Source organism: Paraburkholderia sp. GAS206C, from assembly GCF_050435645.1.
Taxonomy (GTDB): Bacteria; Pseudomonadota; Gammaproteobacteria; order Burkholderiales; family Burkholderiaceae; genus Paraburkholderia; species Paraburkholderia phenazinium_B.
This window is the reverse complement of the sequence record NZ_JBNDKR010000007.1, coordinates 104,040-124,024: the sequence shown is the minus strand read 5'-3', so window position 1 is coordinate 124,024 and position 19,985 is coordinate 104,040. Positions and strand designations below refer to the sequence as shown.

18 protein-coding genes are annotated in these 19,985 nt (G+C 62.8%); 6 read left to right on the top strand and 12 right to left on the bottom strand.

Translation table 11 applies throughout. From position 1 onward, the window contains the following. The 10 genes from P3T20_RS20260 to P3T20_RS20215 all read right to left on the bottom strand — a co-directional run bounded on the left by P3T20_RS20260 (window position 1) and on the right by P3T20_RS20215 (window position 11,980). Window positions 1-507, bottom strand: coding sequence for a (2Fe-2S)-binding protein (locus tag P3T20_RS20260; RefSeq protein WP_074263092.1), 507 nt, complete (start codon window positions 505-507; stop codon window positions 1-3). A 342-nt stretch (window positions 508-849) separates the two neighbouring features. Further along, window positions 850-2,256: an amino acid permease gene (locus tag P3T20_RS20255; RefSeq protein ID WP_074263093.1), complete on the bottom strand. Its 1,407-nt coding sequence runs from the start codon at window positions 2,254-2,256 to the stop codon at window positions 850-852. A gap of 161 nt (window positions 2,257-2,417) precedes the next feature. After that, on the bottom strand, window positions 2,418-3,074 hold the full coding sequence (gene rqpR, locus P3T20_RS20250) for a response regulator transcription factor RqpR (RefSeq protein ID WP_074265903.1): 657 nt from the start codon (window positions 3,072-3,074) through the stop codon (window positions 2,418-2,420). A gap of 10 nt (window positions 3,075-3,084) precedes the next feature. Continuing rightward, complete coding sequence (locus tag P3T20_RS20245; protein WP_074263094.1) at window positions 3,085-3,915, bottom strand: sensor histidine kinase; 831 nt, start codon at window positions 3,913-3,915, stop codon at window positions 3,085-3,087. A gap of 571 nt (window positions 3,916-4,486) precedes the next feature. Next, complete coding sequence (locus P3T20_RS20240) at window positions 4,487-5,257, bottom strand: ferredoxin--NADP reductase (protein ID WP_074263095.1); 771 nt, start codon at window positions 5,255-5,257, stop codon at window positions 4,487-4,489. A gap of 512 nt (window positions 5,258-5,769) precedes the next feature. Next, the gene (locus tag P3T20_RS20235) at window positions 5,770-6,729 is read right to left on the bottom strand and encodes an ABC transporter permease (protein ID WP_074263096.1); all 960 of its coding nucleotides are present in this window, start codon (window positions 6,727-6,729) and stop codon (window positions 5,770-5,772) included. Window positions 6,730-6,790: 61 nt separating this feature from the next. Further along, window positions 6,791-7,762: an ABC transporter permease gene (locus P3T20_RS20230; RefSeq protein ID WP_429287812.1), complete on the bottom strand. Its 972-nt coding sequence runs from the start codon at window positions 7,760-7,762 to the stop codon at window positions 6,791-6,793. 37 nt (window positions 7,763-7,799) lie between these two features. Beyond that, window positions 7,800-9,428 (bottom strand): sugar ABC transporter ATP-binding protein, encoded by a 1,629-nt coding sequence (locus P3T20_RS20225; RefSeq protein WP_074263098.1) that lies wholly within the window; start codon window positions 9,426-9,428, stop codon window positions 7,800-7,802. 356 nt (window positions 9,429-9,784) lie between these two features. Next, window positions 9,785-10,807 (bottom strand): ABC transporter substrate-binding protein, encoded by a 1,023-nt coding sequence (locus P3T20_RS20220; protein ID WP_074263099.1) that lies wholly within the window; start codon window positions 10,805-10,807, stop codon window positions 9,785-9,787. 120 nt (window positions 10,808-10,927) lie between these two features. Next, window positions 10,928-11,980, bottom strand: coding sequence for a LacI family DNA-binding transcriptional regulator (locus P3T20_RS20215; protein WP_074263100.1), 1,053 nt, complete (start codon window positions 11,978-11,980; stop codon window positions 10,928-10,930). 292 nt (window positions 11,981-12,272) lie between these two features. Between P3T20_RS20215 and P3T20_RS20210 the strand changes: the two genes are divergently transcribed. Then, window positions 12,273-13,241: an aldose 1-epimerase gene (locus P3T20_RS20210; protein ID WP_074265904.1), complete on the top strand. Its 969-nt coding sequence runs from the start codon at window positions 12,273-12,275 to the stop codon at window positions 13,239-13,241. A gap of 129 nt (window positions 13,242-13,370) precedes the next feature. Here the strand turns inward: P3T20_RS20210 and P3T20_RS20205 are convergent, their stop codons facing one another. Both P3T20_RS20205 and P3T20_RS20200 read right to left on the bottom strand, forming a co-directional pair. Then, window positions 13,371-14,168 (bottom strand): endonuclease/exonuclease/phosphatase family protein, encoded by a 798-nt coding sequence (locus P3T20_RS20205; RefSeq protein ID WP_074263101.1) that lies wholly within the window; start codon window positions 14,166-14,168, stop codon window positions 13,371-13,373. A 28-nt stretch (window positions 14,169-14,196) separates the two neighbouring features. Beyond that, window positions 14,197-14,688 carry a hypothetical protein gene (locus P3T20_RS20200; RefSeq protein ID WP_074263102.1) on the bottom strand — a complete coding sequence of 164 codons (492 nt, stop codon included), beginning with the start codon at window positions 14,686-14,688 and terminating at the stop codon, window positions 14,197-14,199. A gap of 323 nt (window positions 14,689-15,011) precedes the next feature. Here P3T20_RS20200 and P3T20_RS20195 point away from each other — a divergent pair, with 323 nt between their 5' ends. The 5 genes from P3T20_RS20195 to P3T20_RS20175 all read left to right on the top strand — a co-directional run bounded on the left by P3T20_RS20195 (window position 15,012) and on the right by P3T20_RS20175 (window position 19,958). After that, the gene (locus P3T20_RS20195) at window positions 15,012-15,989 is read left to right on the top strand and encodes an AAA family ATPase (RefSeq protein ID WP_074263103.1); all 978 of its coding nucleotides are present in this window, start codon (window positions 15,012-15,014) and stop codon (window positions 15,987-15,989) included. A gap of 252 nt (window positions 15,990-16,241) precedes the next feature. Next, entirely contained in the window at window positions 16,242-16,535 is a 294-nt protein-coding gene (locus P3T20_RS20190) for a DUF4148 domain-containing protein (protein WP_074263104.1), read from the top strand. A gap of 283 nt (window positions 16,536-16,818) precedes the next feature. After that, window positions 16,819-17,925, top strand: a complete 1,107-nt coding sequence (locus P3T20_RS20185) for an NAD(P)/FAD-dependent oxidoreductase (protein ID WP_074263105.1) — start codon at window positions 16,819-16,821, stop codon at window positions 17,923-17,925. A 187-nt stretch (window positions 17,926-18,112) separates the two neighbouring features. Then, window positions 18,113-18,424: a high-potential iron-sulfur protein gene (locus P3T20_RS20180; protein WP_074263106.1), complete on the top strand. Its 312-nt coding sequence runs from the start codon at window positions 18,113-18,115 to the stop codon at window positions 18,422-18,424. 244 nt (window positions 18,425-18,668) lie between these two features. After that, on the top strand, window positions 18,669-19,958 hold the full coding sequence (locus tag P3T20_RS20175; protein ID WP_074265905.1) for an MFS transporter: 1,290 nt from the start codon (window positions 18,669-18,671) through the stop codon (window positions 19,956-19,958). The last annotated feature ends 27 nt before the right edge of the window (window positions 19,959-19,985 follow it).

The following is a 19,985-nucleotide window of genomic DNA, read 5'->3' as shown; positions in this document are numbered from 1 at the left end:
TTAGGCGGTGACTTTGTCGGTCGCCAGACTGGCAGCGCCGGACTTCATGCCGGCGGCCCCTTCGAGCACGGCCTTGACGATGTTGTGATAGCCCGTACAGCGGCACAGGTTGCCGTCGAGCTGGGCGCGTACATCCGCTTCGGTGAGATCGGGTTGACATTGGACCAGCGAGGTCGCACTCATCACCATGCCCGGCGTACAGAAACCGCACTGCAAGCCGTGGCAGGCGCGGAAAGCGGTCTGCATGGGATGCAGCTCGCCGTCTTTGGCCAGTCCTTCGATGGTCGTGATCTCAGCGCCTTCAGCCTGCACGGCGAGGATATTGCACGATTTGATCGCGCGGCCGTTCAGATGAACCGTGCACGCGCCGCACTGGGCCGTGTCGCAGCCGATGTGCGTGCCGGTGAGCCGGAGTTGATCGCGCAGGAACTGGACAAGCAGGGTGTGAGGTTCGATTTCGGCGGTAACGGCTGTGCCGTTCACCGTCAGACTGATGCTGATCGCCATGAACTGTCTCCTTTGTCGATCAGAGCTAGCGCCGTAGTGCTTGCTTGCTCTGGTCTCATGCAACATGGTTGCGAGGGGGATCGAGACCGGCGCGGGCCCAAATTCACTACCTTCCGCCTGCCTGCTACGAGGGCTCGCTTCGGTTTGTGCTTTTTATGGTTCCAGCGAAAAGTAAAGCACAAATCGGACGGGCGTGCTATCGGGGGAAATCGTCCGGCGGCTGGCATGCGGCGTGTGCAAGGGCGGCAAAGCATAAAAAACGGCACACCGCGTGAGCAGGCGTGCCGTTTTCAGAAGGGTGAACGCCAGAGGCTTGCGTTCGCTGCTGCGGGGGGAGAGAGGCTAGTGGTCTTGCGTCCCGTGCGCGAGCTTCGAGTGCCGGCGTGAGTAACCGAAATAGATCGTCATGCCGATCAACAGCCAGATCACGAAGGCGACCCAGGTGACGAATTTCAGGTTCACCATCAGGAACAGGCACGACGCCACCGCAAGGATCGGCACCACCGGCACACCCGGGCAACGGAACGCACGCGGCAGTTGTGGATGCGTCTTGCGCAGGACCAGCACGGCGATCGACACCATCGAAAACGCCGCCAGCGTGCCGATATTGATCAGTTCCGCAAGCACGTTGAGCGGCACCAGAGCGCCGATCAAGCCGAAGAAAATGCCGACGAGCCAAGTGGTGAAGAACGGCGTCGCAAAACGCGGATGCAGGCGCGACAGCCTGGCCGGCAGAAGCCCGTCGCGCGACATCGCGAAGATCACGCGGGTCTGGCCGTAGGCCATCACCAGAATCACGGTCAGCATGCCGAGCACGGCGCCCAGATCGATAAAGCCGGCCACCCATTTTTCACCGGCCACCTGCAAGGCATATGACACCGGGTGCGAGATATTGGCGAACTGCGCCGACGGCATGATGCCCGTGACGACCGCTGCGACCGCGACGTACAGCACGGCACACACGCCGAGCGAGGCGATGATGCCCACCGGCAGGTCGCGTTTCGGATTCTTCACTTCTTCAGCCGCCGACGACACCGAGTCGAAGCCGATAAACGCAAAGAACATGACCGCCGCCGCACCGAACACGCCGTTCCAGCCGTTCGGCATGAACGGATGCCAGTTGGCGGGCGTGACATGGAACACGCCGACGCCGATCACCAGCAAGACCACGGTTACCTTGATCGCCACCATGATGTTGTTGATGCGCGCGGATTCGCGGATGCCGACCGACAGCAGCGCGGTGATAGCCATCATCACCAGAAAGGCGGGCAGATTGAAGAAGGTCGCGTGACCGGGCAGCGCGCCCGGCGCGGCCGACAGTGCAACCGGCAGCGCAATGCCGAAGCCCGACAGCAGCGACTGCAGATAACCCGACCAGCCCACGGACACCGCCGAGGTGGCCAGCCCGTATTCGAGCATCAGGTCCCAGCCGATGATCCACGCGGCCAGTTCGCCGAGCGTGGCGTACGAATAGGTATAGATCGAACCGGCGACCGGAATGGTGGACGCGAACTCGGCATAGGCGAGCGCCGCGAAGCCGCAGGCGATGGCCGCGATGATGAACGACAGCATCAGGGCCGGGCCGGCCTGCACGGCGCCGGTGCCGGTCAGCACGAAAATGCCGGTGCCGATGATCGCGCCGACACCGAGGAAAGTGAGGTCAAGTGCGCCGAGGGTTTTCTTCAGGCCGCCGCTTTTGCTGCTGGCGACGAGCATGTGCTCGACGCTTTTCTTGCGAAACAGGGACATTGGCGTGGGTTCTCCGGTAGTGCACGCGTCTTGCGCGCCGAATGTCGGGAAACCCGCGATTTTAGCGGATGCGCACCCCGATGCATTTTCGGGATGGCAGGCACGGCCTTGCGCCGTACCTCAAGCGTGTCTTATGTCCTTTGCGGTGCTCTTATGCCGCTTTATCCGGCCATGGCCGGATTGAGATCGACGAGCCGGTTGCTCATCACATAGAAGGTGAGTTCGGCGTTGTTGCGCAGCTTCATCTTCTCGAGCAGGCGCGTGCGGTACACGCTCACCGTCTTGACCGACAGCGACAGTGTGTTCGCAATGTCCGTCAGCCGCTTGCCCGAGGCGAGCATGCACAGCGTCTGGTATTCGCGGTCGGAAAGCTTTTCGTGCGGCAACTGCTCGCCGTCGAACGAAACGTAGTCGGCGAGCGCCTCGGCCATCGCCGGGCTGACATACTTGCGGCCGGCCGCCACCTGCTGGATTGCGCCGATCATCTGCGCGGCGTCGACCGTCTTCGACAGATACCCGGCCGCTCCAGCCTTCAGCGCGCGGACCGCATACTGGTCCTCGCGATACATCGAAAACATCAGTACCGCCGCGCGGGGCGCCTTGCGTTTGATGCGCTTGAGCACTTCGACGCCATTCATGTCCGGCAGCGAGATGTCGAGCAGGATCACGTCGTACACATGCTTTGCCGCGGCGATGAGGGCCTCGGCGCCGGTTTCGGCCTCAGCCACATCGCTCGCGACGCCGCGGTCCATTAATAGTTGACGCACGCCTTGACGGACGACGGCATGGTCGTCCACGAGCAGGATACGCAGGCTCATGTTGGCGCGCTCACGAAGAAAGCGCGGCGGCGCGGGCCGCACGGCGTTCGATGCACGCCGCGTCGGCGAGCATGGCATTCCATGCGAAACGCGCGCGCACCGTGGTGCCGCGCGCTTGCGTGGCGCGCTCGCTGCGGCGGGCGCTGATCTGCACGCTGCCGTCGAACGCCGCGCAACGGGCGCGCATGCCGGCGAGGCCGAAATGGCCCTGGCGCGTACGGGCGCGCGGCGCGAGGCCGACGCCGTCGTCGCTGACGACGAGCGTCAGATGGCGACGGCTGGCTTCGATGCGGACGTCCGCAGCGCTGGCCCGCGCGTGCTTGGCAATATTGTTCAAGGCTTCCTGGGCGACCCGGAAAATCGCCAGCGCGGCGTCCGCCGGCAAGCGCGTGAGCCGCACGTCGGCAGCGCAGACGAAGCTGGTGCGCAGCTGGGTCCGCACGGCGAAGTCGCCGGCCCATTGCGAAAGTGCATTGACGATGCCCGCGTCGAGCGCGGGCGCATGAAGCTCAGCAACTGCCTGATGAGCGGCCTCGCAGACCGTATCGAGCGAGCGGCCGGCTACCTTGAGCGCGGCGACGCACTGCGGCGGCGCATCGGCAGGCAGCCAGGTTTCGATGCCGGCGAGCGCAAAACGCGTCGCGGTCAGTTCAGCGCCGACGCTGTCGTGCAGTTCGCGCGCCACGCGTTGGCAAGCGGCTTCCTGGGCGTGGATCAGTTCAGCGGACAGTTCGCGCACGCGGGCGCGCAGACTCGCGATCTCACGCTCGGCGCTGCTTTCCTCGCGGGCCATCAAAGGCGGGACATGCGCAGTGATCGGTACGACAGTCGACGTATCCATGACTCTCCCGCTCAGGATGCCTCTGGCACAGCAAACCGGGTGCGCATCGACGGCGCGAAGACGAGGGAACGCATGCGAATCTCTGGCCTTGTGATGTGCCCGCAACGCGTGGCCGCGACAGACAATTCGCGACAGTGTAGCGTAACGAAATTTACATTCGGTTACATATCGGATGTAACCCTGGTGGGCGCTACAGCAACCCATGATGCGCCGCGATCATATCTCAAAAAAAAAGAAAAGGAGTAGATAGAACAAGGGCTAGCGTGGGTTTTTTGCCCCAGGACTTTAACGCGCTTGACATGTCGATATGCATTTTGCACGTAGGAAAAAGGCTGACACGCCAGGTGAAGGCCGCTGTAGGATTTGTAACCGGCCGCGGTTGGCAGAGTTCTACCTGGTATGTGAGATTTTGGCAGTCACTGCGAGGGGCGTCGGGCGCCAGGAAGACGTGAAAAGTATCCGGATCCGCTAGCGCCAAAAAGCAAAAACCGGAGCGCGAAGGCTCCGGTTTCTTGAGGCTCAACCTAGTTGCGGTGAGCGGGGTGGCTTACGGCAGCTCTGGCCGCAGTGCTTAGCCCACGAACGCCTTTTCCACGACGTAGTGGCCCGGCGCGTTGTTGCTGCCTTCCTGGAAGCCCGCGTCGTCGAGCAGCTTGCGCGTGTCGCGCAGCATGTGCGGGCTGCCGCACAGCATGACACGGTCGTTTTCCAGCGAGAAGCCGGGCACGCCGAGGTCGGCGAACAGCTTTTCGGTTTCGATCAGTTCTGTGATCCGGCCGCGGTTCTGGAACGCCTCACGCGTGACGGTGGGGTAATACAGCAGCTTTTCCTGTACCAGTTCGCCGAGGTGCTCGTGCGCCGGCAGGTGATCCGTGATGTATTCCTTGTACGCCAGTTCGTCGACGAAACGGCAGGTGTGCGTGAGCACGACGCGCTCGTAGCGGTCGTAGATGTCCGGATCTTTGATGATCGACATGAACGGCGCGAGGCCCGTACCCGTGGACAGCAGCCACAGCGTCTTGCCCGGCAGCAGGTTATCCGCCATCAGCGTGCCGACCGGCTTCTTGCCGATCAGGACCTGGTCGCCCACCTTCAGATGCTGCAGGCGCGACGTGAGCGGGCCGTCCTGAACCTTGATGCTCAGGAATTCGAGGTGCTCTTCGTAGTTCGCGCTCGCGAGACTGTAGGCGCGGATCAGCGGCTTGCCGTCGACTTCGAGGCCGACCATCGTGAACTGGCCGTTTTCGAAACGGAACGACGGGTCGCGCGTGCAGGTGAAACTGAACAGCGTATCGGTCCAGTGATGGACGCTCAGGACGGTTTGTTGATTCAGGTTGCTCATGGCTTCTTGGATAGTGCGAAAACAAAAACGGCCAGACGAATAACCGGCCGGCACGGCAAGGGCGATGCTGCGCTAACCCTGTGGTTGACCGATTGCTTAAGGAAAAAATAATGCGCAATCCGCTATTTTACCGCGCTCGCAGTCCGCGGGTGGCGGCACGGTGGCTCTAGCGGTTGCCGGACTTGCGGCTCCGGCGTCGTAACGGCACGCGGCGAAGCACGTCGGCGGGGATACAGCCGGGGTTCAGCAGCGGTACGGCGAGGGGCGAAACTCGCGTGGGGCGATCGCCGTCCGGTGACCGGATCGCGGGCCGGCAGGCGCGCGTCCTGACAACAATTTTTGGGATGATACAGAAACCCGTCGCGCAGTGCAGCATTGACCCTGCTGCCGAAACTGGCAAAAGGTGAGGGAAATCAATGGAAAGGGCGTGGAATCGACGCTAAAGCGAGGGAAGTCATGCCTGGGCGCGGGCGTGGCGGACGGCGGGGCATCCGCCGCCGTCCGAGCCTTGTTCAAGCCGTTACAGCTGCGCGTTTGCGACCGCGCTGCTTCAGCACACGAGCCTGCATGACGATCACCAGCAGCAGGAACACGCCACGAATCACAGATTGCCAGTACGCCGAGAGGCTGATGAAGCCGAGCCCGTTTTCGAAGTTGAGCAGGTTGAACACCAGCCCGAGCAGCAGCACACCGGCAATCGTCATCGCAATCGAGCCTTCGCCGCCGGTCAGCAGCGTGCCGCCCAGCACTACGGCGGAGATCGCGAACAGCTCCCAGCCGACTCCTTCATTCGGCTGCCCGGCGCCGAACTGCGCCGCGAGTATCACGCCCGCCATACCCGCCAGCAAGCCGCTCACCGCATAAGCCGTCACCAGTGTGCGGTCCACGTTCAGCCCCATCAGGCGTGCAGCTTCCTCGCTACCGCCGATGGCGAGCGAATGCCGCCCGAAGCGCGTGCTGCGCAGCGCGAGCCACCCGGCCACCGCCGCGACGAGCGCGACAATACCGGGAATCGGCATGCCGAACAGGTCGCCCTGGCCGAAATTGCCAAAATTCGAATCGGCGGCAATCGACACGGCGTCGTTCTTGCCGAGCAGCAGCGCGACGCCGTGTGCGCCAAGACTGGTGGCGAGCGTCGTGATAAACGGCAGGATCTTCAGACGCGTGATGATGATGCCGTTCACCACACCCACGATCAGCCCCGCCACAGAACCGGCGAGCACGGCGACCCAGCCGCCATAGGGGCTGATGAGCGCGGCCACGATGCTGGACATCGCCGCCACGGTGCCCACCGAGAGGTCGATGCCGCCCGTGATGATGACGAACGCCATGCCGACCGAAATCAGCGCAAACATCGAGTTGTAGCGCCAGAACGAATTGATGTTGTACGCCGAGCCGAAGTGTTCGTAGCGCACGAGCCCGAGCACCACGAGTGCGACGAGCGCGAGCAGGATGGGGAGATTCTTTTTCATCGCGTCGAGTCCGAAGTCTTTGTGAGCGCGCGCAGCGGGGTCGGCATGGTGGGAGTGGCTTTCAGCGCGAGCGCCGTTGCACGTACACGGCCGCAATGATGATGGCCGCCTTGACGACCAGCGCCGCTGCGTCGGGAATGCCATGCGCGAGCAGGGTGTAGCGCAGCAACTGGATGATCAGCGCGCCGATCAGCGTGCCGCCGATATACGCCTTGCCGCCCGTCAATGCGGTACCGCCGACCGCGACGGCGGCGATGGCATCGAGCTCAATGCCCAGGCCGACCACGTTCGCATCCGAGGACGAATTCACCGAGATCGAAATCAGTCCCGCCAGACCTGCCAGCGCAGCGCATATCGTGTAGGCGATCAGCTTGACGCGCGAAGTCGGTATGCCGCACAGGTACGCAGCCTTTTCGTTGCCGCCGGTGATGAGCAGGTACTGGCCGAACAACGTTTTGCGCACGACCCAGACAAACAGCGCGACCAGCGCGAACATCAGCAGCACCTGGAACGGCACGCCGCCCACCTTGCCAAGCGCGATCCATTGGAACGCGGGGTTGTCGAACGCCTGCAGGCTGCCGTCGGTCACCACCTGGGCGATGCCGCGCCCGGCAATGAACAGCACCAGCGTGGCGACAATCGGCTGGACAGAGAGCCTCGTCACCAGCAGCCCGTTGAACACCCCGCAGGCCGCTGCGGCGATAACCGGCAGCACAAACGCTAGCGCAATGCCGCCGGGCCCCGGGATATTCATGAACAGCATCGGCGCGAGCGCACCGGAAATCGCCATCGACGCGCCCACCGAGAGGTCGATGCCGCCTGTGGCCACCACCAGCGTCATGCCGATGCCGACGATCACGATCGTCACCACCTGGGTCAGGTTGACGTTGAACGTCTGCAGCGACCAGAAGTGCTGTGTGAACAGCAGGTTGAAGACCAGCATGGCCAGCAGCACGATGACTTCGCGCTGGATGGTCAGACGGTGGCGTTTCTTCGCGCGTTCCTGCGCGGCGCCGTCCGTGGTGGCGAGCAGGGCCGGCGAGGTTTCCTGACCTAACGACTTCAGCGACTTAAGCGCCATGACGGTCGCCCTCCAGCGCGTCTTCAATGTGGGCAGAGTGGGCGGCTTCGACGAGTTGCGACGAGCCGTCGCTGCCCCAGGCAATGGCGTCCATGATGCTGCTTTCGCTCATCTGCGCGCCGTTCAGTTCGGCGACCGTGCGACCGTCGCGGATCACGACGGCGCGGTCGGCCACGGCGGTCAGTTCTTCCAGTTCCGAGGCCGACAGCAGCACCGCAAGGCCGGCGTCGCGCAGTTCGCGCACGATCTTCGCGACATCCGCCTTGGCGCCGACGTCGATGCCGCGGGTCGGCTCGTCGAGCAGCAGCAGCGACGGTTCGGCGGCGAGCCAGCGCGCGAGCAACACCTTTTGCTGATTGCCGCCGGACAGCTCGCGGATCGGCTGATCCGGCGAACGTAGCTTGATGCCGAGCGAGGCAATGAAACGCTCGACAATCGCCTGCTGTTTTTTGACATCCACGATGCCGTGTTTCGCGAGCGTGCGTAGACAGACAAGCGTGAGGTTGTCGCGCACCGACAGTTCGGGGACGATGCCGTCGCCTTTGCGGTCTTCTGTGAGGTAGGCGAGGCCACGGGCGATTGCATCCTGCGGCGACTTCAGCGTGACGGTTTCGCCACCCAGGGAGAGCGTGCCTTGCTCGAGCGGATCGGCACCGAACATCAGCCGCATCGTCTCCGTGCGGCCCGAACCGAGCAGGCCGGCGAGGCCCACGGCTTCGCCGGCGTGCACTTCGAGCGAGACGTCGCTGACTTTCGGATGGGCGCTCAGGTTGTGCGCCGCCATGACCCGTGCGCCGCGGCGCGCGAGGTTGGCCTCACGCGCCGTGGCATCTTCCTGAACGACGGCGGCCAGCGTGCGGCCGAGCATCGTCGTCACGAGCTGCAGCTTGTCCATCTCGGCCATCGTGCTTTGTGCGACGGTTTGGCCATCGCGCATCACCGTGACGCGGTCGCACAACGCGTAGAGCTCATCGAGCCGGTGCGACACGAAAATCACCGCACGGCCATCGTCGCGCAGCTTGCGCACCACGGTGAACAGCAATTCCACTTCGCGTTCGTCGAGCGACGAGGTGGATTCGTCCATGATCACCATCTTCGCGTCGGACGACACCGCGCGAGCAAGCGCAACCATCTGCTGAATGGCGGTCGAATAGGTGCGCACGGGTTTCTTCACATCGATCTGCAAACCGAACGATTCGAGCAGTGCAGCGGCGCGCTGCTGCACCGCGCGCCAGTCGATCAGACCGAAGCGGCGCGGCTCACGACCCAGAAATATGTTCTCGGCCACCGAGCGGAACGGCACCAGATTGATCTCCTGATAGATCGTGCTGATGCCCGCTTCGCGCGCTTCCTTCGGCGTGCGGAAATCGATCTCGCGGCCTTCGAAACGCACCGTTCCACCGCCTCGCCGGTAGGCGCCGGTGAGGATCTTGATCATGGTGGATTTACCGGCGCCGTTCTGGCCGATCAGCGCGTGCACTTCACCTGCGGCGACGCTCAGATTCGCGTTGCGCAAGGCGGGCACGCCGCCGAAACTGATCTGGATGTCCTGCATCTCCAGCAGCGGCGAACGTCCGGCGCTGGGAGACGGCGGCGTAGGGCTGCCGGATTGCGTCACGTCAATTCTCCTGCTGCAGATACTGTACGGCGGGCGGCGGCGCGGCTCGTGCCACCTTCCCATAGTAGTCCGTAAGACAAAGCGAAGCGACAGCCCGTCGTGGCACGGGCACGTCGCTCCGAACCCTTCCCGTCCCCCTCGGAGACGTAAGAGGGACGTACTGCAGTGCGCTCCCGGCCCTAAAGGTGACCGCCTTCGGAGTTAGGAGCCTTCAGGTGTTCCGTGAACCCCAAAAGGGGACCACCTCTGGGATCGGAACACCCTGTCCGGTGCCGGACTCTGGGTGCGCCGGACCATCGGCGTTGCCTGTCAGGTACGACACTCCCGATCAGGCGTGCAGACGGCCCGGGCCTGCATCAATAGCCGTACTGCATGTTCTGCTGCACGTTGCTCTTGTCGTAGAAGCGGTCCGAGACCTTGACCCAGGTCGGGATCTTTTCGCCCTTGGCGAATTTCTGCGCGACGTCGCAGGCCAACGGGCCGAAGAACGGGCTCGACTGCACGCTTGCACCGAGTTCGCCCGCTGCGATGGCATCCATGCCGCCCTTGGTGCCGTCGATCGTCACGATCTGGATATCCTTGCCTGGCTGCTTGCCAGCGGCCTTGATCGCCGCAATCGCGCCAAGTGCCATTTCGTCGTTATGCGCGTAGACCGCAGTCACGTCCGGATGGGCTTGCAGCAAGGTTTCCATGACCTGGCGGCCCTTGTCACGCGAGAAATCGCCGTCCTGCGAGGCAATGATCTGCATGTCCGGATGCTTGGCGATCACGTCGTCGAAGCCCTTCTTGCGATCGTTGGCCGCGGAGGCGCCCGTTGTGCCTTCGAGTTCGATGATCTTGGCCTTGCCGTTGGTGGCCTTCACCAGCCAGTCGGCGGCGCGCTGGCCCTGATTGATAAAGTCGGAGCCGATGAATGTGATGTAGTCCTGGCCCGGCTTGGCGACCGAGTGATCGACGTCACGGTCCACCAGAATCACCGGAATGCCGGCTTTCTTGGCTTGCAGGACGACTGGCGAGAGCGGCTTTTCTTCACGCGGCGGGAACACCAGCAGATCGACGTGCTGCGCGATCATGTTCTGGATGTCCGAGACCTGCTTGGCGTTCGAGCCGTTGGCGTCGGTGACGACCAGCTGCCAGCCGCACTTGGCGGCGGTGTCCTTCATGCTCTTGGTTTCCGCGAGACGCCACGGATTGTTGCTTTCGGTCTGGGCGAAGCCGACCTTCAGCGGAGTCTTGTTGGGGATCTTGGGCAGGGCATCGTCGGCGTGTGCCGTCGCGACGCCAAAGCCGAGTGCCAGTGCCACAAGGGATGCAGCCAGTGGGGATGCGGTCAGTTGATGAACCCGTTGTCCGCGCGATTGCCGTTTGAGCGATGCCATGTCTTCCTCCAGTACCTGGTGAGGTAGGTGTGTATTTGCTTTTTGTGCTTCTCCTGCCGATCGGCACTTGCGCGCCCCGTGACCGGACGTGCCGATTATTCCACTCGGAATTATTATCGGTCAATCACTAATAATATTAATTATGGGTGATTTTGCCTCGGTAATTACCCTCACTGAGGCGCGTTCGACGAGCGGGCCGTCGAGCTTCACCATGCGGTGCCGCACCGGTGCGCCGGCCGCACGGTTCTGTTCCTCCTGCAGCAGGGTTTCGACTGCCCAGCGGCCCAGCTCGTAGTTCGGCAGCACCACGGTCGAGAGCGGTGGGTGCGTGTGGCGGGCAATTTCCTGGTCGTCGTAGCCGAGCACGGAAACGTCTTCCGGGACTCGCAGCCCTAGCTGCTTGATGGCCTCGATCGCACCGAGCGCGGTCAGGTCGTTGGCGCAGAAGATCGCCGTCGGCGGATTCGTCTCGCGCATCAGCGAGAGCGTGTGTTCGAAGCCGAGACCCGAACTCCAGTCGCCGTCGCGCACGAGTTCAGGGGCGAACGGCAGGTCGGCGGTGGCGAGCGCGGTGCGATAGCCTTTCTGGCGGTCTTTCGACGCGTCCTGCCAGGGTTCGCCGTTGATGTAGGCGATGCGCCGGTGGCCGGCATTCAGCAGGTACTCGGTGGCGATATGGCCGCCCGCGACTTCCGCTGGCACCACCGACGACTGGCCGCCCTCGCTCGTGTAGCAGTTGAGCAGCACGGTCGGCACGCGCGAGAGCGCGGCGGGCAGCGTCACCTTGCGCGTGTAGACCGTTGCATAGATCACGCCGAACAGTTGTGGGTTCGACAGCGTGGTTTCGAGCACCTGCTGCTCGACGTCCGCGTTCCCGTGAGTCGAGTAGACCGCCAGCATCTTGCCGCTCGCGTAGGCCGCGTCGCGGGCGCCGTCGATATTGACGACCGGATGCGGACTCGTCGAGATTTCATCGGCGAGATAGACGATCAGGTTGCGTTCGTCCTTGGAGGCAAAAACCGGTTCGCGCGGCGAGAGCCGGTAGCCGAGATCGTGGGCCGCCTTCAGTACCTTGTTGCGGGTGGTCTCGGAGAATTTCGCGCCGGTCGCGTTGTTCAGGACGAGCGAAACCGTCGACTGCGACACGCCAGTGAGTTTGGCGATGTCGGTCATCGTGGGACGGCGTTGAGTCGATTTTTTCATTGTGCGGGCCGTCCGGCAACGGCGGCTAAAGCAGGAATGCCCTCGGGCATGATCGTGATGACGGTACCACTAATAATATGTGGGCGGCAACGCGCAAAAACCCGTCATTTGGGAAGTCTGGGAAGGCGTCTTATTGCCTTCCGTGTGAATAGAATATTACTAATAATATTGACCTGAGGCGCGTAGCGTGCGATTCTCGGTCGCGCGGGCCCCGTGAGCGGACGTGGGTCGCATTCTGCCCGAGGCCTTGATTATTTTCACCATGCGCGATGTTTCCCTGAATCCGATCCGGCCATCTGCGGCAGACGCGTTCTCGCTGGACGATCCCAACCTGATCGCTCTGGCGAGCGGCGCGATGCGCGTGCTGGTCGCGCCGCATGTAGGCGGTGCGATTGCGGCGTACTACGAGGTCGCAGCAGCCGGACCGGTCCACTGGATGCGGCCCGCGACCGACGCTGCGCTCGCCGAACGCGATCCGCTGCGTATGGCAAGTTTCCCGCTGCTGCCGTATTGCAACCGTATCCGCGATGCGCGCTTCGTCTTCGAAGGCCGAACGGTCGATCTGGCGGGCGATGGCAACCGTTTCGCCCACGCGCTGCATGGGCACGCATGGCGTCGGCCGTGGCAGGTCGGCACGGTGACGGCGAATTCGGTGGAGCTGCACTTTGAACATGAGCCTGATCCGCATGCGCAGGGTGACTGGCCGTTTCGCTATTGCGCGATGCAACGGATCGAACTGGCGGGGGATACGTTGCGCGTGACCTTATCCGCGCGGAATCTGGCTGGGCAGCCGATGCCGTTTGGCATGGGGCATCACCCGTATTACCCGCGCACCGCGGAAACCCGCGTATACGCGCAGGTTCAAGGGATGTGGCACGCCGACGGCGAGGTGCTGCCGACACATCTTGGCCCGCATCCGGCGGTCGACGCGATGCGCGAAGGCATGTCAGCCGGTGCGTTCGATCTCGACAACAACTTTGCCGGCTGGTCGCGCAGCGCGACGATTGCCTGGCCCGACGAGGGTCGCCGGCTGACGTTGACGGCACAAGCGCCGTTCGATCATCTGGTGGTATTCGCGCCGGCTGCCGAGGCGCTGCTGTGCGTCGAACCGGTTACGAACACCACCGATTGCTTTAACGCCACCGACCCGCGTGAGCACGTGGGTGGCTGCGTGTTGATGCCGGACGAGGAGATGACGGCGACGGTGAACTGGACGCCGCAGCGGGTCTAGGAGGATCGGCGAGGTGGCTCGGGCACTGGCTTGTACCGACGCAACTGGCCTGGTTACCGAGCTGGCTGCAGCGGTTTCGGCGCCTTCAGTGCCGCGCTCATCGTACCCGCCGTGCGGCGAGCGCCGCGCTCATTCCACCCGCAAACGCGCCATATACGGCAAATGATCGGACAGCCACGCGGTCTCCTGGGTGGGCTGGATCCATTCGACCGGTTTCATGCCTCGCACGAACATCTTGTCCAGCGCGAGCGCTGGTGAAAACGCCGGGAAGGTCCGGCCGGATTCGCCAAGCAACGTTGCCACTTCATGCATGCCATGTTCGCCGAAGAGCGGCACCGAGTCGTTGCGCCAGTCGTTGAAGTCCCCAGCCAAAACTAGCGGCCCTTCTGGCGCCTCTTTTGCAATCCAGTGCGCGATCCAGTGCATCTGCCTCAGCCGCGCCGCGCGCGTGAGCGCCAGATGCGCGCACAGCAACGTCACCGAATGACCCGCGAAAGTGGCGCGCGCCACCAGCAGGCCGCGCTTCTCAAAGCGATGTGCGGAGATGTCCCAGCGTCCGCCGAGATCGAGCGGGTGCGGCGAGAGAATTGCATTGCCATGCCGCCACGACGGCTTGAATACGTTCGGCCCGAGCGCGATCTGCAACTCCAGCGAGCGTGCGATTTCGGTAGCCTGACAATGCCAGATGTCGTCGAGCGGATCGCGCAACGGCGCGCCAAAGCCGCCCGACAACACCGGCGCCGGCATGCGCCGCGCCATCGCTTCCTGCAGGAAATAGGCGTCGGCGTGGGTCGACTGCACCCAGCGCTGCATCGCCTGCCAGGCCTGAAAGCCAAGCGGCGTGCGGCCCTTGTGCAGGTTCCAGCTTACTGCGATGAAATCCTTAGGCTGGGCGCTCTCGCGGATGAGTTCTTCGGGGTTTCGCATGCCGCGTGGTCCACGGTTTTCGTTGATATCAAGGGTGATTGGCGAGGCTGGCACGGACTCGATATACAAGGGTTGGATTCTTGTCGACGATTTGCCATGTGGCCCATTGACCGGCCGGCACCTGCAGCCCCGGATGATTGGCCGCTACCTGACGCGGCTGCGGCGGCAACTTGCAACCGGTGTCGGTTTTCGGCGCGCTGTCGTCCTCGAGCGTTTCCTGCGCGTCGATTGCGAGCGTGACCTGATTGGCATCGGCCTGGATCGGCGAGACGGTCAGCGTGCGCGACAGATCGATACTGCCGCCAGGCGCATCCTTGCAGCCGACATTGTGCTGCACCACCTGATGATGCGTGTCCGTGCGTGCCTGACCCACGGTTGTATCGGCCTCGAACGAGTCGATCTGCTGGCCGTCGCGCATCACCTGCAATTGCCAGTGCACGACCTGCTGAGCTGCAGGTTGCTGGGCCTGAGCGAGTAACGACGTGCCGCACAGTACGGCGACGAGACTGGTTTTCCACATGTTTGACGGCTCTCCGGGGTGTGGCGTCCAGCGTGATGAGACAGGCGCCCATCTTACGCCTGATGGTCGCAACCTCTTTCTGACACCGCTGCGCGGGCCGGGTTCAGCAATAGTCCATTTCAGATGGGGGCGGTCCCGTTCGAGCCAATGCCGGTTTCGCCGCAACCCGCCTGGCGTCTGGCTCGCGGCCCGACCGCCAGACCGGTGTTAGCAGCAGACCCGCACGGCTGCTGGCTTGCGCATGAATATTGCCTCGATACACTGGACTTGAAACGGCGCCGGGCCGGCGCCGCAGCCGCAAGACCAGTACGACGGGGTGATCTATGACAACAGCAATGGTCAAACAGGAAATCGCAGTGGCGTCGTTCAGCAAGGTCTACGACCTCGATCGGGTCGAAACCGCGTTGAACGATCTTGGCGAAGGCGCGAACGATGCGCTGCGCTCCACTTACGAAAAAATGCTGAAGACCGGCAATTTACGCTTTTGCGTGAAGCCGAACCGGATGCCGTCCATCGACGATCTGGTCGAAGCGCTGCCGAACTTCAGCGAGCCGCTCGACGATGTGCGCAAACAGGTTGCGTTGTGCCTCGAAACCGAGGACCGGCTCGAACTGATGCCGATTCTGCTGCTTGGCGACCCCGGTATCGGCAAGACGCATTTTGCGAAGCAGCTCGCGCGCTTGCTGGGCACCGCGTATCACTACGTCGCGATGAGTTCGCTGACCGCGGGCTGGATTCTTTCGGGTGCATCGTCGCAATGGAAGAACGCGAAGCCCGGTAAAGTTTTCGATGCACTCGTGCATGGGAGCTACGCGAATCCGGTGATTGCCGTCGACGAAATCGACAAGGCCACGGGCGATTCGCAATACGATCCGCTCGGTGCGCTGTATGCGCTGCTGGAGCACGATACGGCGCAAACCTTTATCGACGAATTTGCCGAGATTCCGATCAACGCGGGGCACGTGATCTGGATCGCGACTGCTAACGACGCGCGCTCGATTCCCGAGCCGATTCTCAACCGGATGAACGTCTACGAAATTCCGCCGCCGGATCTGGAAGGTGCACGCCGGATTGCCCAGTCGATCTATAACGAAATCCGCTCTGCGCACGGCTGGGGATTGCGTTTCCCGGTCGAACTCGGTGACGCCGCGCTCGACGCACTAAAGCACGCTTCGCCGCGTGAAATGCGCCGCGCGATTCTGAACGGCTTCGGTGCGGCGCGCATCGACGACCGTGACTGGATCGGCGCAGAAGATATCCGGCTGGATTACGGCAACCGGCGCAAACCGATCGGCTTCTAGGCGGCAGGATTTGCTTGTTGCACGACGACCGCCTTCGGGCGGTTTTTCATTGCCGGAGCGTCCGGAGAATTTGCGCGATCTCCAATCTCCATCGCGACGCCGGGCAAATCGCGATTGTTCTTCTGGGCGTAACTGTTAGTTGTTTCAATCAGAATGATTCTTTGATAGTCGGAGCCTACACTGGGTTATCCAAAATGCAGCGACGCCGCTTCATTTCCGCCCCGAACAGTCCCGACGAATCTGGAATCCATCATGAAATTCGCTCCTCTTGCTGCCCTGCTGATTTCCGCTGCTGTTGCCTTGCCCGCCTTCGCAGGCGATGACATCGCGAACCCGGTTGCGAACGGTCCGAAGACGCGCGCCGAGGTCAAGGCGGAGCTGGCGCAAGCGCGCGCCGACGGTGAACTGAGCATGAACCCGAACGCGCCGGCGTATCCGCAGCAATTCGCGATGGGCGGCTATACCGTACCGCGCGCGCAGATCAACACCGTACACGCTAGCGCTCAAAGCAGCGGCTCACTCATCGGCACTGCTGTCCAGAATTGAGGACCGGGTGAGCGAAACGATGCCCACATGATTTGACCGCATTAACCCTTGACGGCGTACACTGAAGCCGTCCGGCATACAGACTCAAGATCTGGCACCCGATCCGATGCCCGCAGTCGTTGTGACTGCGGGCATTCGTTTCTGTGCCGCGTCGTAGAATTTTGTCATGTGCGCAGGACGCGTTCGACAGCGAGCGGTGGGCGGCACGAGATAGCCGCGGCCGTTCTTCATCTTCATCAGGTGGACGAGGGGTCACGCGGTGCGGTAGGCCGCGTCAAGGGACATGGATCAGATCGAATGTGTAGTGATCGGGGCCGGCGTCGTGGGCCTGGCCATCGCGCGTGCTCTCGCGGCACGCGGTCGCGAAGTGATCGTGCTGGAGGGCGCCGAAGCCATCGGCGTGGGCACCAGTTCGCGCAATAGCGAAGTGATTCACGCGGGCATCTACTATCCGCGCGGTTCGGTGAAAGCGGCGCTGTGCGTGCGCGGTCGTGAAATGCTGTACGACTATTGCGAGGCGCACGGCGTGCCGCATTCGCGGTGCGGCAAGCTGCTTGTCGCAACCTCGCGCAACCAGATTCCGCAACTCGAAAGCATCATGGCGCGCGGCAAGGAAAACGGCGTGCTCGACCTGATGCGGATTGGCGGCACCGAGGCGCAAGCACTGGAACCGGCGCTCGAATGTGTCGAGGCAGTGTTCTCGCCGCGCACGGGCATTGTCGACAGTCATCAACTGATGCTGGCGATTCAGGGCGATGCCGAACGCGATGGCGCTGTGTGCGCGTTTCATGCACCGGTCGAGGCGATCGAGTCGAGCAACGGGCGTTTCGTCGTGAAAGTGGGCGGTGCCGCACCCACCACGATCAGCGCGGCGTCTGTGATCAACAGCGCGGGTCTGCAGGCCAATGCGCTCGCACGCAAGATTCGCGGACTCGACGCGCGGCATGTGCCGCCGCTGTATCTTGCACGCGGCAACTACTTCAGCATCTCGGGACGCGCGCCGTTTAGCCGCCTGATTTATCCGATGCCGAACGAGGCGGGTCTGGGTGTCCATCTGACTATCGATCTGGGCGGCCAGGCGCGCTTCGGTCCCGACGTCGAATGGGTCGATGCGATCAACTACGACGTCGATCCGCATCGAGCCGATTCCTTCTACGCAGCGATTCGTGCTTATTGGCCCGCGTTGCCCGATGGCGCATTGCAGCCGGCGTATGCAGGCATTCGCCCCAAGCTCTCCGGCCCTGGTGAACCCGCTGCGGACTTCGTGATTCAGGGGCCCGCTGCGCATGGCGTGCGCGGCCTCGTGAATCTGTTCGGGATCGAGTCACCTGGGCTGACGGCGTGTCTGGCGATTGCGCAGCGTGTCTGCGAAGTGGCAGGAGTGGCGTAGTTATCGAGGCGGCGCTGCAGGTTGATACTGCGGATTGAGCGCCGCGCCCGGCAACGGGCCGGCGTCGAACTACGAAATCGCTTATCTCTATCATTTGGACCGTCACGCGTTGGGGCTTCATTGTTATGCTTGGGGATCGCTGTCGTTAGAACGGCGTTTAGTCCCATACAAAATGGAGTGAGTCCCCATGAAGTCATCCCGTCGTACGTTCCTGATTACGAGCATTGGCGTTGCGTCGACGCTCGCGTTGTCGCGCCAGGCTTTTGCCGACGCCCCTAAAGTCACCGAAGCCGATCCCACCGCCCAGGCGCTCGGCTACAAAGCCGACGCGACTCAGGTCGACAAGGCCAAGTATGCGAAGTACGCGGCCGGCCAGGCTTGCGGCAACTGCAGCTTTTATCAGGGCAAGGCAACCGATCCGTGGGGCGCCTGCCCGATGTTCGGCGGCAAGCAGGTGTCGGCCAAAGGTTGGTGCAGTGCATACAACAAGAAAGCGTAAGGCCCGGTAGGGTCCGTTCAGCATGCCTGTCGCGGTAAATTGCGCTGCAGCATGACGGCGCAATACTTGCAAAGATGTGCCAAGGCGTCCGCCACACCGAGTGGCCGGCGCCTTTTTGCTGCTTGAAAACCTTTACAGCCATCTTTACACTCGCAATGCATTTCGCATGGCGGCATTGCGTCGTCTCGCCGGGCGGCTTACGTTCAACACAGCGCGCAACACTTTTCGAAGGCTGGAGATCCTGATGCCGGCGTCAAAGAGCCTCAACACACGAGCAGTTGCAGCAGCGGTTATCGGCAATGCGCTCGAGTGGTACGACTTCACGGTCTTTGGCTTGATGACGGTGGTAATCGCGGAGCTCTTCTTTCCGGCCAGCAGCGATTACTCGTCGTTGCTTCTCACCACTGCGAGTTTCGGCGTCGCATTTGTCATGCGGCCGATTGGCGGCATCGTTCTTGGGCTTTACGCGGATCGTGCGGGACGCAAGGCGGCCTTGTCGCTGGTGATCGCGCTGATGACGTTCGGCATCCTGCTGCTGGCGATTGCGCCGCCTTATTCGGCGATCGGCATCGGCGGCCCTTTGATCATCGTGCTCGGACGTCTGCTGCAAGGCTTCTCGGCCGGCGGCGAGTTCGGCAGTTCGACTGCGCTGCTAATCGAAGCAGCGCCTTTCTCGAAGCGAGGTTTTTACGGCGGCTGGCAGATGGCAAGCCAGGCGGCCGCGCTGGCGCTGGGCGCTGTAGTCGGCGCATCGATTACGCACGGGCTCTCGCCGGAAGCGCTCAAATCGTGGGGCTGGCGTGTGCCCTTCATACTCGGCCTCGTGATCGGGCCGGTCGGTTTTTATATTCGCCGCCACCTTGCCGATTCGGAAGCGTTTTTGCATGCCCAACAGACGGCCCGTCGCGCGACATTGCGTGAAGTTCTTTCGGGCCACGGTCGCGAAGTGGTCTGCGGACTCGGCACGGTGATCGCGCTCACGGTCACGATCTACGTACTGATCAGCTATCTGCCGACCTTCGCAGTGAAGCAACTGAAGCTGCCTTATGCGCAGTCGTTTTATGCGGTGATCGTAGGCAACCTGCTGCTGATGGTGCTTTCGCCGCTGACCGGTGCATGGTCCGATCGCATTGGCCGCAAAGGGCTATCGATCTGGTCGCTGGTGTTGACGCTGATCCTGATCTACCCGCTGTTCTCCTGGCTCGCCGGGTCGCCGAGCGTGGCGAAACTGGTCCTCGTGCAAGCGATTCTGTCGATCACGCTGTCCGGTTACTACGGCCCATTTGGCGCCATGATTGCCGAACTGTTCCCCGCCAATGTGCGTTCGACCGGGCTCTCGCTCGCCTACAACATTGCGGTGATGCTGTTCGGCGGCTTCGGGCAGTTGATCGTTACGTGGCTTACCCAAACCACGGGCTCGCCGCTCGCGCCAACCTACTACGTCATGGCAGGTCTCGCACTGTCGATCGTCGCGCTTGCCTATACGCCAGGCATGCGCCACGCCGATCTCGACGCGCGTCGCAAACACGCATGAGCTAGCGATGCTGTGCGCAGAGAAGCT